The following is a 16,456-nucleotide window of genomic DNA, read 5'->3' on the forward strand; positions in this document are numbered from 1 at the left end:
TGGCGCTTGCGCAGCAAGAGAGTGAGCGGTTATCAGGGGTATAAGAAAAAGGTTATAGGTTGGGATGCCCACACTCAGACAACTCGAGGTTTTCATCGAGGCTGCCGGCGATTGCAGCTTCCGTGTGACCGCAGATCGCCTCGGCATCAGTCAGCCGGCGATAAGCAGCCAGATCAAGGCCTTGGAGCATGATCTCGGCTATGCCCTCTTCATCCGCAGGCAAGGTCGCAACCCGATCCTGACCGGACAGGCTATCGAGTTGCTGCCGCGCGCCAAGGAGGTGCTCGAAAAGAGCCGCGCGTTCGTGCCCGTTTCCCACCGTGACCGGCGACCGGGCAAGATCAGCCTGGTTGCATCGATCCGGAATTTCCTGCTCGACACGAAATTGAAGCCACTTCTGCCGGATTTCCTCAGTGCGCATCCCGAAATCGATCTGGAGATACGCCAGGCGGAGAGCACGAGAGACCTTTTCGACGCATTCAATTCAGGTCAATGCGACATCGCGATCTATCGTGGCACTTTCCTGCCGAACGTGCAGGGCCGTGTAGAGATTCTCTCGCACGCCAACGTAACGCTTTACGCAAGCCGGCCGATCGCGGAATCGCTCGAAAGCGGCGAATTGACCATGGATACCGTGCCGTTCGTCCTGCCGCGACAGGATACCGAAGTGTTCCGCCTGCTCGGCCAGGCACTCGAAGCGGCCGGGATCGTGCCGCGGCAAATCGCCGGGTACACCCAGTTTCCGGAAGTGCTTGCCGAATGGGTCATCGAAGGACGCGGGATCAGCCCGCTGTTTGAAGATCATCTCAAGCGCGAAATCGAATCTGGCAAGGTTCGCGCGATAGGCGCGCCGATTTATCGCGTCGACACTGTGATGGTCTTGCGCAACCATGCCTTGCGTCCCGAAGCCGCCCCCTTTCTCGATCTTGTCCGTTCCGCATTGGCATGACGTCTTGCGAATGACCTCCGGCCATCCCCACACACGCTCCAGCCCGTCCGTGAAAGCCGGGCACATAGACGTTGGGCTCCTGATCGATTCCGCAGGCCTGAACCCGTTAAGCAAGCTTGTTCTGGCATTGGCTTGCCTCACCAGCTTCATGGAGGGTCTGGACCTAAGCGTCATCAGCTACGTTGCGCCCTACATTCGCGACGACCTCAAGTTGCCTGCGCAGTCCTTGGGAAACGTCTTTTCGGCATCTGTCTTGGGCATGCTGATTGGCGGACTGGCAATCTCACCGCTCGGCGACAGATTCGGACGAAGGCCGGTCATCGTATTCGCCGGTTGCGCCTTCGCGCTGATGAGCGTGCTACAGGTATCGACCGCATCATATGTTTACCTACTGGGGGTGCGTTTCTTCCTGGGCCTTTCGGTCGGGGCGATCGGTCCGCTGTTGACCGCACTGGCGATCGAGTATGCGCCGCAAAACCTGAAGATACGGTTCGTCGGCTTCATGGTCATGTCCTATTCGCTCGGCGCGGCGGCATCGGGCCCGCTGACGGCCGCGATCGCACCTGAACTGGGCTGGCGCGCGGTCTTTGTCGTCAATGGTCTGCTGACTGCCGCGGCAGCCGTTGCCCTGCTGCGCTTCTTGCCAGAATCCATCCGGTTCATGGTCCACAGCCAGGCTCCGGCGTCCGTCATCGCCAGCCTTGTGAACAGGCTCGCCCCTGCAACACGCGCAAGCGAAGCGGACAGGTTTGTCGTATGCGACGAGCGTCGCGACCACGACGGCGCCCGGATCACCGACCTTCTGGCCGGGGATCTCAGGTTCGTTACTCCCATGCTTTGGCTGGGATGTGCCGCAAGCGCGATGGCGATCTATTTCAATGCCAGTTGGGGGCCCATCATCTACGAAGGCCTGTCGATCGAACGGAATGCGGCCGCAATATTCAGTTCGGCAGCCAGCCTTTCAGGAGCAATAGCAGGCTTGGCGACAACGCACCTGATCGATCGACGGGGAGTTGTGAGCGCCATATGGTTTCCGCTTAGTGCGGTGCCGTTGTTGCTTGTTGCCGGTAGCGGCATGTTGCCTCCGGAATACGTGATCGCCTTCGCGGTCCCCGCATCCGTGCTACTGATTGCCGGCCACTTTGGCATGATCTCGATCATCGGCACTTACTATCCGACTGCCATGAGAGTTCGCGGCATCGCGTGGGCCACATCTATCGCCAAAGTCGGTGGCGCCACCGGTCCCGCAATCGGCGGCAATGTCATGGCAGCGGGTATCCCGCTGACAAGCAGTTATCTTTTGCTTGCCGTTTGTCCGATAGTCGTCGCCCTGTCGCTACTCGCGATCGCACATCGCACTGCAATGTCCTCAACAAGGCTTACGCAATAACTCTTGGCTGCCGGTCCAATGCGAGCCGGTCCAAGACGTTGCGCAGGTTCGGCGCAAAACCGGACGCTGCACGTCACCTTGCGCGACCCGAAGGCTGGTCGGCCTTCGGCCAAGGTGCATGGCGAGGGAACCGGTCCCTCGCCATGCAGCGGTTAGCGCAATTCGGATCATGTAATCACGGCGTCTGTTCGACAGGCACCGCGTATTCGTGGATATAGTTGATCACCTCGCGCGCGTCTTCCACCGCTTGGGCGAAACCGTCGAAGCCGCTTTCGCTCGTGTAATCGGTATCCTTGAAGACGGCTTCGTAGATGTTGACCTCGGTCGGCTTCCAGGTGCCGTCGGTCTGTTGCACCAGAACGGTGGCGGTCACGTCCTGATAAGCGTCCGCACGATCGTAGCTGAACGTGCTGTAATCCATCGAAGAATAGGTGATATCGCCGGTCTTGACGGTGTTGATGCCAAGGATGGCGTTGATATAGGCGACCGTATCCGGCGTGATGCTTTCGAACTTGTCGCTTGCGCCCGCCAGCAGCGACGCGGCCGTCAGCATGTCCTGGGTCGTGAACTTGCCGTCCACAAGGTAATCGTATTCGGTGCCCGGCAGATCGGTGACGCCGGGGATGGTTCCCGTGGTCATCAGCGCGACGTAGATCGCAAGGTTTTCAAGCGGGGCGTCGATCGTCTTGCTCGTCCCGTCGGGTGAGGTCACCACAAGCCGCCCTGCCGGATCGAGGGATATCGCGGTTGCAGTATCGAGCAGCGCGACGACTTCGTCCGCTCTCTTCAGGAGCACGCTCGTCGGTGCGCGGCCCACGTTCAGGCGGCTCATGTCGACTTCGATGGCAAGCGACGGATCGATGGGCGCACCTTCCGCATCGAGCGGGATCGGATTCCCCTCCGCATCGATCGGCTGCACGAAACCTTCGGGCGTCAGGATCGGGACGCCGTTGTCGTCGCGAAGGATCACGTACATGTCGCCATAAAGATCGCCGCGCTCGGTCCCGGCCGTGCCGGGTTGTCCGCCGTGTTCGTTCTTGCCGCCCTTGGCTCCGGCCCAGTCGGGCCGGTCCGAATCGTCTTCTTCGCTGCCGATTTCGCGGAAGATGTCCTCAAGGCTGCCGTGGCTGCGGCTACCCGCTTCACCCGACGCGCGGCCCTTGCCGCTCTGCTTGCCCTGAGAGCCGTGGTCCCCTTCGCTGCCATGGGTGCTGCCCGAGTGGCCGCCTGCCTGCCCTGAGGAATGCCCGCTTTCGCCATCGTGCTGAACGGCGGCGAAAGCAGCCTGCGATGCGACGGGGCCAAGCCCGACGACCAGCACCGCGGCAAGCGCTGCAATCGACGCTCCGCCTTTGCGCAACCTGTTTCCTGTCATTGTCACCATCCGACTCCTAAATATGTCCGATATGAACTGATTAATATTAGGGACAACTCATATTTCATTGATCGAGAGCAAGTTCGGCGGAAGGACCGGAATCATATTTTCCATGAAAAACCGATGCTTGCGGTATTCTCGTAATTCCGGAACGTATCGGCAGACACGCCATAGGCGATCGCATATCCCGGATAGCGGGCGACGGTGTATTCAAGCCGCAAGCGTGCGCTGCCGCCCAGCGCGAACTGCAGGCCGCCGCCATAGCGTATGCCTGTTCTGGTCGTGATATCCCGGACGCTCGTTCCAGACGTGCTGTAGTGCGTGTCGAACTGCGTGCGCACCGCGCCGATCCTTGCGTAGGCCAAAGCGGTTGGGTTCACGCTTACGCCCAGAAGCGCGCTGGCGCCGTATGAATGATCGCGGGCCATCGAATAGATGCGGCCCTGCGGGTCACGCTCGATGTTCCAGTCGAGATGAGCGACTTCGGCGTGCAGTTCCGCGCCGGCATAAAGACGGCCGGCGAGAAGCCCGGCGCCTGCGAACACGCCCAGCAGGCCACCCTGGCCGCTTCGCGTCGCATCGAGAACGAAGCCGCCGCTGCGCGGCCCACGGTTCAGGCTCGTCAGTGCGCCGTGGCCCAGGTTCACCCCGGCATAGAATCCGGAGAAATCCGCAGGCGCATCGTCACGTATCGGATTCCCGGCAAAGCGGACACCCACCGCCACCCGGAAGCGGCTTTCCGCGTTTGAGAAGTTGTCCACCTTTCCGTCGCCGGACACCACGTCATAATCATTAGTGGAAACAAGGCCGTATTCCGTGCGCACGAAACCATATCGCCCGACCGCGGCTTCCAGCCCCAGGGCCGCGCCAAGACCGATGCGTGTCGTTTGCGTGTCGGACGATCCGCCGGCGTAATCGTATCGTGTCCGGTACGTCGTCCAGGACGGGCCGAAGCGGCCGTATATGATGTCCTTTCCGGACGTCAGGACGCCAAGGCGGATGGCGGCGTCGACGGCCCGCGACCGTTCGACCGAAAAGGTGCGGTCCCCGCCATGCTGCCAGTCGGGACCACCGCCGAAGGCGGACACCTCGGCCCCCAGATAAACGCGCCCGACCGCCTGGCCATAGCCCAATGCCACGCCGATTTCCGCGCCCTGGCCGCCAAAATCCGCGGTATTCGTCCCGGTGCCGCGCGGTCCGTCGAGGCCGGTTGTCAGAACGCCGTGGCCAAGTTCCGTGGCGAAATAGAATCCGCCGATTCCTCCGCTTCGAACCGCCGATGCGCTTGCATCGGACTTGCCGTACCGGGGGGAAAGCTGCGCACCGATCGTGACGAAAACGCGGTTCCGGTCATAATCGTATCCGGCCGCGTTCGAGGCACGCTGCGCCAATCCGTAATCGATGCCCGCAAACAGGTTGCGTTCGAACCAGTATCGCGCCCAGACGTTCGCGCCGATCACGAACTCGGACCGGTCGGCGCCGCGATAGTCATAGCTCGTTCCAGAAAGGCTGCCGCCGAACGCCAGCTTCCGTCCGGCGTCGGCACGGACCGAAAGCGTGCCGTCGGTAAGCATATAGGACGATGCGCCCGGCAGGGTCGTTTCCTCTACGCTGCGGCCAAGCTTGAACGAAGCGCTGACGCCGCTGCCGGTCCAGTTGACCAGCGCGCCGTAATCGATCGTGTTGACGTCCGGCAGGCGCGGGTCGGCATAGTCCTGCCGCAACACGCCGACGAATATTTCTCCGTCGAGCCTTGCGGAAACCTTCTGGTGAACGCCCGCCGCGACGGAGAAGCCTTCGGAGTTGCGCCGATATCCCCAGTCGTCCACCGGACGGCGGTAGTCGCGCTTGTCCCACTGGCCCTGCACGAAAAGCTCCGGCCCCCTGGTCAGCGTGTAGCCGACTCGCGCGCCCAGCTCGAACTGGCGACGATTGCGGTCCGCGTTGTCGATCGTGCCTGCTGACGCAGGGGTATCCGAAAAATCCAGGCCGGTCGTCGTTGCGCCGATCCGGTATGCCCAGGCGCCGCCCTTTCCGACCAGGCCGAGATAGCCGTAGTCGCGCCGGAACCGCGTCGGCTCGGTCCCCGCTTCGCTTTCGGGTGAGGTGCGGCTCTCGTGGCTCCAAGCATAACTGCCACCGGCAATGGTCTGAATCCCCGTCGTCAGGCGCAGCCGTCCATCGGTGGCAAGCATTGCATCGTCATAGTCTTCGCTCGGGTGATCGCGGTATCGGGCGAACTCGCCTGAGCCGCGCACCGTAACGCCGCCGGCCGTTCCGCCCAGATCGAGCGTGAGCGCGGGCTGCACCAGCAGGAAGCGGTCTGAAACCTTGCCGTTCTTCGTGGCGAACAGATTATCGTCCACTCCGAAGGCGATGGCGACATCGGCATTCAGTTTGTGCGCGGACGCATCGCGGGGGGGCGCGTCGTGCGAAACGTCGGGCGCCGGATTCGCCGGTTGCGCATCCTGCGCGCGGGCTGTTCCCGAAACGAGCCCCGCCGCCCCGATCAGCAGCAGTCTTCTTGCCAATGCGCCTCGCATCAGGACTCTCTTTTCTGTCGATTTCAAGAGGGTTGCTGGCACGGATCGCCGCGCCCCGGAATGACGCGGATCAAATGGCGAGGCGTAGGATCACGGGCACTGCGCGCGCAGAAAACTTGACTCTGAAATGACATTTCGAAGGGCGACCGGTTGTTGATCATGATCAATTGCTATTACATCCGCTTTGGATATTAACAATCGGTAATCCCCGATCCCGGGGCATTCAAATTGGCATGGGAGACTGCCGATGCGTGCCGTTGTTCGACGTACCCTTTTCGCGGCGATAGCCGCCTTGCCCCTGGCGCTGGCCGGATGCGCCAGCGTTGGCAGCACACCCTACCAGCCTGTTTCCGCGTCCAACCCGGCGGCGGGCGGGTTTACCGACCAGCGGCTCGCCGAAGGGCGATACAGCGTTACCTTTTCGGGCAACCGGCTGACATCGCGCGAGACGGTTGAGGCATACCTGCTCTATCGCGCGGCGGAACTTACCCTTGAACAGGGGTACGACTGGTTCGCCATTGTCGACAGGCAGCTTGAACACAGGGTCGACCGCGACGTGGTTACCGATCCGCGTTACGATCCGTGGTTCGCTTCGGACTATGGCTATTGGCGGCCATACTGGCGGTATTACGTTCCGGGCACGGGATGGCAAAGCTGGTATCCGTATTACGGCGACCCGTTCTGGACGAGCCGCATGCAGACCCAGACCTCCGAAAGATACGAAGCGACCGCCGAAATTCGCATGGGACATGGCCCGATGCCGGCAACCGACGTTCGCGCCTTCGACGCGCGGGACGTGATTGCCCGGATCGGCCCCGATGTGCGGCGCCCGCAAGGCTGAACGGAATTTCTCAATATCGCTGATGGAGTACAACCGGTGAAATACAGTGCTTCGATGAAATACGGCGTTGCGGCCGCTTTGCTGGCGGCCTCGGCAATTACCATATCTTCTCCCGCAGTTGCCCAGCGTGGCGGCGGCGGGGGAGGCGGTGGCGGCGGCATGCCGTCCGGCCAGGCCATGCCGCCGATGACCGGTCAGGGCACGCTTGACCGCATGCGCGATCAGGACCGGTTGCGCGATCCGTCCAGCGATCAGGACCGGGACCAGGATCGCCTTCGCGACCGCGATCAGACCCAGACGCCCGATCAACTGCGCGACCGGGACCGTGATCGTATCCACGTTGACCAGGTCGTCGAAGGACAGATTGCGAGCTGGCAACTGCTCGACGATGGCGAGCGCATGCAATTCCACAACCGGATGATGCAGGCCAAATCGCAGGAAGAGCGCAACCGCATCCGGACAGAATACCAGCAAACGATCCGCCAGCGCGCCGGCGATCTGGGCGTTGATGCTCCGTTCGGGCCGCAGCGGTCCGGATCGGGCATGCGCGACGGATATTACCTTGCGCAAATGCTGACCGAGCAGGAGCGCGCGCAATTCCACCAGCGCATGCGCCAGGCCGGAAGCGCGGAAGAGCGCAATCGCATCCGCACCGAAATGCAGACGACCGCACGCGAACGCGCGCGAGAGATGGGCATCGACGTACCCGCGTGGTTCGGCAGCGGGCAAGGCAACTGATTGGCCAGGGCGGGTGCCGGTGTCGCGTAATCTGTAGAAGATTGGACGTAATCTGACAGACGGTATCATAAGGCTCGAGGAATTGCCGGGGCCGGGCGCGGAGTGGTTGGGGTTACGCAGCGCCCGGCCCCGGCATTTTGATGGCACCGATATGACCAAGGATTAGAAAGTCATTCGGGGCGAAGTCGGGCTGCTGGAGCTTGGCAAGCAGGTGGGCAATGTCAGCCATGCCTGCAAGATAATGGGCTATTCGCGCGACAGCTTCTACCACTTCAAGGAACTGTATGACACCGGCGGTGAGATGGCGCTGCAGGAGCTGACGCGCAGGAAGCCGCTGCTGGCCAATCGGACTCCGCCGCAGGCTGAGCCATTCGATCTCGCCCGCCGGCATGCGCGGCATGTGGCAGCACCACGAATACGAGCTCTACCTGGCGGTCGAGGACGTGGATCATTCCCGCACCAAGACCAAGAGCCCGCTGACGAACGGCATCGTCGAGCGGCTTCACAAGACCATGCTGGACGAGTTCTACCGGATCGCCTTCCGCAAGAAGATATACCGGTCCATCGACGAGTTGCAGGCCGATCTGGATCAATAGGGCATCAGCTACAACGAAGAGTGGCCACATCAAGTCCGCTGGTGCTTCGGCAAGACGCCCATGCAGACCCTTGTTTACGCATCCCCGCTGGCAAAGGAAAAGATGATCGCGGCCTGAGCCTCCGGGACAGATCCATGCTGACCACTCGCAGGCACCAACTGTCCGATCTAGTGTCAACTTCTACAACTAACTGTTTCCTCTATCCCGGGTATATTCCTACAGGAACACCCTTAGCGCCGCTTAGCACTTCAAAAAGTGCTCCATCATATTCGGATGGCGGTAACCCTGTCGCGGCCGACGTCACGAACATGCGGTCTAGGGCTTCACCCGCAAAGGTAATGTTAGTAACCCGCCGTGCCGGTAGGCCGATCGCGCGGTCCAGATGTCCATCGGGCGTGAAGCGACTGATACGCCCGCCATCCCAATGCGCTACCCAGAGAAAGCCTTGCGCATCGGCGGTCATTCCGTCCGGGTAGCCGTCGTCATCGTCGAACCGAATAAACGGCTGCTTGTTGGAGAGACCCGCGTCCGTGATCTCGAAGCGATAGATCGTGCGCTTTGCGGTATCAGAGTGATAGAGCCAACGGCCACAAGGCGAGAAGGCCGGGCCATTGGGAACCAGATAGTCCCGGTCCATCACTTGCCATGTGCCGTCCGGCATGAAGCGATAGAGCGCGCCGCATTCCTCCTTTTCGGCCATGTCCATCGTTCCGCACCAGATCGCACCGAACCGGTCTGCCTTGCCGTCGTTCATGCGGCTGCCCGGTAGGTGCGGTTCTGGATCGCCGAGCGGGGTGATGGCCATCGTGTCCAGCCGGATTCGCTTAAAGCCGCTCTGAAATCCACCAATCAAAGTTTCGTCACGTGCCTCAGCCACCCAACCGAGCGGCTCGGGCATCTTCCAACGCTCGATAGCACCGTCGTCGAGTGACAATCGGTTAAGTGCGGGCGCAAGAATATCTACCCAATAGACTGCATTCTCGCGCGCGCTCCACATGGTGCCTTCGCCCAGCATATCGCACACGTCGCGCTCGATCTTGCGCCATTCCGCCATGAAGCGCCTCCCGGTCAGTGGTTGTCGCGCGGGAGCCCCATGGTCTGGGCGATGCGCTGGAATTTTTCCGAACCTTCGAGGATCGCGCCCGTGTTCATCTGCCCGACCACGGCGCGCTGCAGTTCCTGCCAAGGTGTCTGCGAAGCGGGATAAGGGAAGCCTCCCTTCGCTTCGAGCGCCTTGCGGCGTTCGGCCAGTTCATCGTCGGAGATGAGGACGTTCACCGTGCCGTTGCGCAAATCGATGCGCACACGATCCCCTGTCTCCAGCAAGGCAAGTCCGCTCATCGCCGCGGCTTCGGGACTGGCATTGAGGATCGAAGGACTGCCAGACGTGCCCGACTGCCGCCCGTCGCCAATGCACGGCAATGCACCAATGCCTTCCGTGATGAGATAGGCAGGCGGCCGCATGTTCACCACTTCAGCGGCGCCCGGATAGCCAATGGGACCGGCCCCGCGCATGAACATCAGCGTTTCGGGTGTGATCCCCAACGCCGGATCGTCGATGCGGCGGTGATAGTCTTCCGGGCCGTCGAATACGACGGCAGGGCCCTCGAAAGCATCGGGATCGTCCGGATTGGAGAGGTAGCGCTGACGGAAATCCCTGCTGATCACGCTTGTTTTCATGATCGCGGCGTCAAACAGGTTTCCGGTAAGGACAAGGAAGCCCGCATCGGCAAGGATCGCCTGATCGAACGGCTTGATCACGCGTTCGTCCTCGATCGTCGCGTCGCGACAGTTTTCACCGATCGTCTTGCCGTTCACCGTCATCGCGGACTCATTGATCAGGCCCTGGCCCATCAGTTGGGCGACAACCGCCGGAACGCCCCCGGCGCGGTAATAGTCTTCGCCAAGGTATTCGCCGGCAGGTTGCAGGTTGACCAGAAGCGGAACCTTGTGACCGTGCGTTTCCCAATCCCGAAGCGGAAGATCGACGCCGATGTGCCGGGCAATCGCAACAAGATGGATCGGCGCGTTGGTTGAACCACCGATTGCCGAATTGACGACGATGGCATTGTGAAACGCGTCAAGCGTCAGGATGTCGGAAGGCTTGAGGTCTTCGTGAACCATGTCGACGATGCGCTTGCCGGTGCGGTACGCACATTCCTGCCGATCGCGATAGGGTGCCGGAATCGCAGCCGATCCAGGCAGCATCATGCCCAGTGCTTCGGCCAACGAATTCATCGTGGTCGCAGTGCCCATGGTATTGCAGTATCCGGTGGAAGGCGCCGACGACGAAACGAGCTTGATGAAGCCCTCTTCGTCCAGTTCCCCGGCGGCAAGCATTTCACGCCCCTTCCAGACGATCGTTCCGCTCCCGGTCCGCTCCCCCTTGTGCCAGCCGTTGAGCATCGGCCCGACCGACAGCGCAATGGCGGGGATATTGACGGTGGCCGCCGCCATCAGCAGGGCCGGAGTGGTCTTGTCGCACCCGGTGGTCAGCACCACGCCGTCAATCGGATAGCCGTAAAGCGCCTCTACCAGCCCGAGGTACGCCAGGTTGCGGTCAAGGCCGGCGGTCGGGCGCTTGCCTGTTTCCTGGATCGGATGAACCGGAAACTCGATGGCAATGCCGCCCGCTTCGCGAATACCTTCACGGATTCGCTCCGCCAGCACCAGGTGGTGGCGATTGCACGGCGAAAGATCGCTGCCGGTCTGGGCGATACCGATGATGGGCTTGCCCGAACGCAGTTCTTCCAGGCTGATCCCGTAATTCAGGTATCGCTCAAGATAGAGCGACGTCATGTCGATGTTGGCAGGATTGTCGAACCAGGCGCGTGAACGCAGCCCGGGCTTTGCGGTGTCGGTCATATACGTGGTCGTTCCGGTCAACGATCGACCGACACGCGATAGATCATGACATGCCGATATGGCTTGCCCGGATCGACGCGCGCCGAGACGAAATTGCTGTGGTTGGGGGCATCGGGAAATTTCTGCGGCTCAAGCGCGATACCGTCGCCCATACGATAGAGATGTCCGTGCTTGCCGACATAAGTTCCGTCGAGGAAATTGCCGGAGTACACTTGAAGCCCCGGTTCGGTGCTCAACACCTCGAGCACCCGGCCCGATGCCGGATCTTCCAGCCGGGCCGCCAGTTCGGGCTGCGCGGTAAGTCCCTTGTCGAGGGCGAAATTGTGATCGAACCCGCGGCCATAGACGATCTGCTGGTCGTTACCGTCGCGCACGCCGTCTTCCAATGGCTTACCCTTGCGGAAATCGAACACCGTTCCTTCCACCGGACGAAGCTCGCCCGTGGGGATCAGTCCGGCGTTGATCGGCGTGTAATGACTGGCGGGAATGGTCAGCACATTTTGCATCGCGCCTTGCGGGGCGCCCTCGCCCGCCATGTTGAAAATCGCATGATTGGTCATGTTGATAATCGTTGGCCTGTTCGTCGTCGCGTCGAATTCGATCCGCAACGAACCCGCTTCGTCGAGCGAGTAGGTCACCCTGGCTCTCACTGTTCCGGGATAGCCTGATGCCCCGTCCGGGCTTTCCAGCGAAAACACTGCACAGGCCACGGGACCGGACTTGATCGACACGAGCTTCCAGTTCTGGACGTCGAACCCCTTCCCTCCGCCGTGCAGCGAGTTGTCCCCGTCGTTGCGCGGAAGCTGATATGCCTTGCCATCCAGCGTGAAACGCCCGTTCGCAATTCGGTTGGCATAGCGACCGATCGTCGCCCCCCAATAGTTCGGGCGCTTTTCGTAATCGGACAGCTTATCGTAACCGAGCGTGATATCGGCCAGTTTCCCGTTGCGATCGGGAGCCATGAATTTCTGCAGCGTGGCGCCGAACGTAAGGATCGTGGCGGAAACCCCGTTTGCGGCCGTCAGGGTAACGGCCGTCACCGCCGTTCCATCGGAGAGCGTGCCCGCGGGAGCCTTGGTGGCATCGGCAGCGAATGCGCTGGCCGGAAGCGTGACGGCGACAGCCAGGGCAACTCCCCCGGCAAACAGAGTCGACAAATTCCTCATTCCCGAAATGCTCCCATTCTTATCCGGAATTATCCTGCCCCATTGACGGGATTGCTGACTGCATATACTCCGACAAATAGAAAAAGCGCAAGCCGGTTCGCCATCGACGTTCTTCATCGACATGGGCCGCGCTCAATTCGAGAGGACAGACATGCCGCCAATGGTCTCTTCCGCCGGTTCGCCTGCCGGGCATGAACAGGAAGCGGGCGTCCGCTACGGGCCCGCACTGACCTTGCTCGCCACCCTGTTTTTTATGTGGGGGTTCATCACGGTCATCAACAACACGCTTCTGCCGCATCTGCGCAGCGTGTTCGACCTAAACTACACCCAGACGACGCTGATCGAATCGGTCTGGTTCATTGCCTATTTCGTGGCCTCTATTCCCTCGGCCAAGTTGATCGAACGAATCGGCTATCAGAAATCGCTGGTGGTCGGCCTTCTGATCATGGCGGCCGGAGCGGTAGGGATGATGCTGGCTGCCAGCATCCCGTCATACGGCGTAACGCTGGCCATGTTGTTCGTGATCGCCAGCGGCATCACTTTGCTTCAGGTGGCAGCCAACCCCTACGTTGCGGTGGTCGGTAAACCGGAAACCGCCTCGTCGCGGCTCAACCTGGTTCAGGCTATGAATTCCATGGGCACAATGCTTGCGCCGATGTTCGGTGCCTATCTCATCCTCGGCCGATCAAAAAGCGGCACGGCGGCGGCGGGCACGGTGCTGACACCGGCCGAACGGCTGGCCGACGCGCACTCGGTCATCCTGCCGTATGCGCTAGTGGCCGGCGTGCTGGTCATCCTTGCCATCGTCATCGCCAGGTTTCCGCTGCCCGCAATGAATTCCGCAAATTCAAGGGTAGCCAAGGAACAGCGCAAGCACCTTTCGCTATGGAGCCATCGCAACCTGGTCCTCGGCGTCCCGGCAATTTTCATCTACCTGATCGCCGAAATCGGCGTCGCCAACCTGTTTGTGAATTTCGTGAGCCAGCCCGACATCGCCAACCTGACGCACGAGCAGGCCGGCCAGTACCTTACCTTCCTGTGGGGCGGTATGATGGTCGGGCGGTTTGCCGGTTCCGCAATCATGCAGCGCTTCGATGCCGCCAAGGTGCTTGCGGTTGCTGCGGTCGGCGCCTTCGTGGTGATGATCGTCACGACGTTCGCGCATGGGCCGGTCGCGATGTGGTCCCTGATCATGGTCGGGTTGTTCCACTCGATCATGTTCCCCACGATCTTCACACTAGGCATCAAGGGCCTGGGCCCGCTGACCGAGGAAGGGTCAGGATTGCTGGTCATGGCGATTGCCGGCGGCGCGCTGGTGATTGTGCAAGGCTGGCTTGCAGATACGTTCGGCCTGCAGACCTCGTTCCTGCTTACAGCGGCCTGCGAGCTATACACCTTGTTCTATGCCCTCTGGGGCAGCAAGCCGACACACGCCCTTCCCGAGCCGGTAGTCATGCCCGACGCCGCCTGATCGGCACAGGCAGGCGAAAATCAAAGAGGGCGGCGCCCCGCAGCGCCGCCCTCTTTCGTGCCTGTCCAATGGCTGGACAGGCCAAAGGCCGGGCCGGGATCGCGCGCGTCAGCCAGTCATGGAACTGTGCGTATCCTCCAGCGCAAGGTCGACCAGTACATTCATCGCCTCGCCTGCCGCATCCGCATCACCGGCGGCAATCGCATCATAGACGGCCACGTGGTCGGGAATGGGATTGCGCGGCAATTCGCGGGCGCGCTGCTTGAACTTGGTGGTCCAGTTCACCGCAGCGCCTATGCTGGCGCTTAAAACCATCAACGCATCGTTGCGCGTCGCATGCAAGATGGCGTTGTGGAAGTCGCGGTCCGCCGCCCGCCCCTCCTCTGAGGCGAGCGAATATTGGCGCATTGCCGCCAACGCTTCCTTCATGATCTTCAGGTCCGCTTTATCCCTGCGTTGAGCGGCGAGCCGCGCGGCGGCCGGCTCGACGATGGCACGAAGCTCGAACAGGCTGCGCACGAATTCGACATCTGGCTCTCCCGTGAACGCCCACCCCAGGACTTCGGGATCGAGAAGGTTCCAGCGATCACGCGGCAACACGCGCGTCCCGGCCTTGGGACGGCTGGCAACAAGCCCCTTTGCGGTAAGGACCTGGATCGCTTCACGGTAAGCGCTCCGCGACACCTTGAGCTCTTCGGCGAAAGCCACTTCGCCGGAAAGAATGTCCCCCGGCGCATATTTGCCCGACAAGATATCGGTGCCCAGCTTGTGGGCGATAGCCCCATGCAAGCGACGGCCCGGACCACGCTTGGCCCGGGCCGCTTTCGGTTTCTTCTCGCCATCGGCGATCCTGGCTTCAGTCACGATGTTCCAACTCCTCGCGGCGCGACCTTAACAGCCAATTCGGGCCAACGGAACGACAATCATTGCGTTTGAGCAGCTCTCATAATATGTCGGAGTAAATAGGGAGACCCAAATGACCGAATTCCGTTCCATGGCAGCAGAAACAGGCGAACCGCACGGTGACCCCTTCAAGGTGCACGGACCGGCGGATGTCGCCGCCGCCTGCGCTTCTGCCGACGCCGCATTCATCCGCTACAGCAGCACCAGTCGCGAAGATCGCGCGGCTTTCCTCGAACGAATCGCTGAGGAGATCATGGCGATCGGCGATCCGCTGATCGAGGCAGCCATGACCGAAAGCGGCCTGCCGCGCGCGCGCCTTGACGGAGAACGCGGACGCACCTGGAACCAGTTGCGCATGTTCGCCGATGTCGTCCGCCGGGGCCAATGGCTGCAGGTGCGGATTGATCCTGCCTTGCCAGAGCGACAGCCGCCCCGCCCCGACCTGCGCATGCGCATGGTCCCGCTTGGCCCCGTTGCGGTGTTCGGCGCCTCGAACTTCCCGCTCGCGTTCTCTACCGCCGGCGGCGACACGGCCTCTGCCCTGGCGGCAGGTTGCCCGGTCGTTGTGAAAGGGCACCCCGCGCATCCGATCACCGGCGATCTCGTCGCGCAGGCGATCTCGCGGGCCGTTGCCGCTTGCGGACTTCCCGAAGGCGTGTTCGGTCACCTTGTAGGTCCATCAAACGAACTGGGTGCCACACTTGTACAGGACCCGCGCATCGCAGCTGTGGGCTTCACCGGATCGCGCATGGGCGGCCTCGCCCTCAGCCGTATCGCCCAGACACGCAAAGTTCCGATCCCGGTCTATGCCGAAATGTCGAGCATCAATCCGGTTGTCCTTCTACCCGAAGCACTCAAGGCGCGAGGCGCGGAACTGGGCGCGGCCTTCGTCGGGTCGTTGACGATGGGCGCGGGGCAGTTCTGCACCAATCCCGGTCTGGTTCTTGCCATCGAAGGCGAAGGTCTCGACGCATTCATCGGGGCGGCAAGCGAGACGGTGGCCGGTGCCGGACCGCAGACGATGCTCACCACCGGCATTCGTGACGCATATGCAAAGGGCGTCGAAGCGCTTTCGGGCTGCGCAGGGGTTGAAACGCTTGCCAAGGGTGAAACCGGCGACCGCACGCGCGGGGATGCGAACCTGTTCCAGACGACCGGCAGCGCCTTCCTTTCCGACGAAGGCATGGGTCATGAAGTGTTCGGCGCGTCATCCATCATTGTGCGCTGCAAGAACGAAGGCGAACTGGCCAAGGTGATTGCCGGGCTTGAAGGCCAGTTGACAGCCACGTTGCACATGGATGCAGCGGACGAAGCCGCTGCCTCGAGGCTGCTACCGGCACTTGAACGCAAGGTTGGCCGAATCCTTGCCAACGGCTGGCCTACAGGGGTCGAGGTCTGTCACGCGATGGTTCATGGCGGACCGTTCCCGGCCACCTCGGATTCGCGCACGACGTCGGTCGGCAGCCTGGCCATCGACCGTTTCCTGCGCCCGGTATGTTACCAGAATCTGTCCCAGTCGGTGCTTCCTGACGAACTGCGGGACGATGCCGCAAGCAACGGCGTGCCGCGCCTCGTCGATGGCAAGCTGACACTCGACTGATCCAATCGCTTTTACGCGG

The 16,456-nt window shown here is 61.7% G+C and carries 12 protein-coding genes and 1 pseudogene; 7 read left to right on the forward strand and 6 right to left on the reverse strand.

Translation table 11 applies throughout. The features are described from left to right. The first annotated feature begins 64 nt into the window (after positions 1-64). Both RXV95_RS11285 and RXV95_RS11290 read left to right on the forward strand, forming a co-directional pair. Complete coding sequence (locus RXV95_RS11285) at positions 65-949, forward strand: LysR family transcriptional regulator (RefSeq protein WP_338466152.1); 885 nt, start codon at positions 65-67, stop codon at positions 947-949. A gap of 10 nt (positions 950-959) precedes the next feature. Beyond that, positions 960-2,339: an MFS transporter gene (locus RXV95_RS11290; RefSeq protein WP_338466153.1), complete on the forward strand. Its 1,380-nt coding sequence runs from the start codon at positions 960-962 to the stop codon at positions 2,337-2,339. A 175-nt stretch (positions 2,340-2,514) separates the two neighbouring features. On the opposite strand, the gene RXV95_RS11295 is transcribed toward RXV95_RS11290, so the two are convergent. Both RXV95_RS11295 and RXV95_RS11300 read right to left on the reverse strand, forming a co-directional pair. After that, on the reverse strand, positions 2,515-3,714 hold the full coding sequence (locus tag RXV95_RS11295) for a hypothetical protein (RefSeq protein ID WP_338466154.1): 1,200 nt from the start codon (positions 3,712-3,714) through the stop codon (positions 2,515-2,517). 101 nt (positions 3,715-3,815) lie between these two features. Continuing rightward, positions 3,816-6,245: an outer membrane beta-barrel protein gene (locus RXV95_RS11300; protein WP_338466155.1), complete on the reverse strand. Its 2,430-nt coding sequence runs from the start codon at positions 6,243-6,245 to the stop codon at positions 3,816-3,818. A gap of 259 nt (positions 6,246-6,504) precedes the next feature. On the opposite strand from RXV95_RS11300, the gene RXV95_RS11305 reads away from it, so the two are divergent. From RXV95_RS11305 to RXV95_RS11315, 3 genes and pseudogenes are all read left to right on the forward strand, one after another. After that, positions 6,505-7,098, forward strand: coding sequence for a hypothetical protein (locus RXV95_RS11305; RefSeq protein ID WP_338466156.1), 594 nt, complete (start codon positions 6,505-6,507; stop codon positions 7,096-7,098). 36 nt (positions 7,099-7,134) lie between these two features. Further along, on the forward strand, positions 7,135-7,836 hold the full coding sequence (locus RXV95_RS11310) for a hypothetical protein (RefSeq protein WP_338466157.1): 702 nt from the start codon (positions 7,135-7,137) through the stop codon (positions 7,834-7,836). 172 nt (positions 7,837-8,008) lie between these two features. After that, positions 8,009-8,549, forward strand: a pseudogene (locus RXV95_RS11315) (helix-turn-helix domain-containing protein). A gap of 82 nt (positions 8,550-8,631) precedes the next feature. On the opposite strand, the gene RXV95_RS11320 reads toward RXV95_RS11315, so the two are convergent. From RXV95_RS11320 to RXV95_RS11330, 3 genes are read right to left on the reverse strand one after another with little or no spacing between them, the layout of a single operon-like run. Further along, on the reverse strand, positions 8,632-9,486 hold the full coding sequence (locus tag RXV95_RS11320; RefSeq protein ID WP_338466158.1) for an SMP-30/gluconolactonase/LRE family protein: 855 nt from the start codon (positions 9,484-9,486) through the stop codon (positions 8,632-8,634). A gap of 14 nt (positions 9,487-9,500) precedes the next feature. After that, a complete protein-coding gene (locus RXV95_RS11325) occupies positions 9,501-11,297 on the reverse strand; it encodes an IlvD/Edd family dehydratase (protein ID WP_338466159.1) in 1,797 nt (598 codons plus the stop codon). A gap of 17 nt (positions 11,298-11,314) precedes the next feature. After that, on the reverse strand, positions 11,315-12,463 hold the full coding sequence (locus RXV95_RS11330; protein ID WP_338466160.1) for an aldose epimerase family protein: 1,149 nt from the start codon (positions 12,461-12,463) through the stop codon (positions 11,315-11,317). A gap of 151 nt (positions 12,464-12,614) precedes the next feature. Between RXV95_RS11330 and RXV95_RS11335 the strand changes: the two genes are divergently transcribed. Continuing rightward, a complete protein-coding gene (locus RXV95_RS11335; protein ID WP_338466161.1) occupies positions 12,615-13,934 on the forward strand; it encodes a sugar MFS transporter in 1,320 nt (439 codons plus the stop codon). 108 nt (positions 13,935-14,042) lie between these two features. Here RXV95_RS11335 and RXV95_RS11340 read toward each other — a convergent pair whose 3' ends face one another. Next, positions 14,043-14,798 carry a FadR/GntR family transcriptional regulator gene (locus RXV95_RS11340; RefSeq protein ID WP_338466162.1) on the reverse strand — a complete coding sequence of 252 codons (756 nt, stop codon included), beginning with the start codon at positions 14,796-14,798 and terminating at the stop codon, positions 14,043-14,045. Between the two features lie 112 nt (positions 14,799-14,910). Here RXV95_RS11340 and RXV95_RS11345 point away from each other — a divergent pair, with 112 nt between their 5' ends. After that, complete coding sequence (locus tag RXV95_RS11345; protein WP_338466163.1) at positions 14,911-16,437, forward strand: aldehyde dehydrogenase (NADP(+)); 1,527 nt, start codon at positions 14,911-14,913, stop codon at positions 16,435-16,437. The last annotated feature ends 19 nt before the right edge of the window (positions 16,438-16,456 follow it).

The organism is Novosphingobium sp. ZN18A2 (genome assembly GCF_036784765.1).
In the GTDB taxonomy this organism is placed as follows: Bacteria; Pseudomonadota; Alphaproteobacteria; order Sphingomonadales; family Sphingomonadaceae; genus Novosphingobium.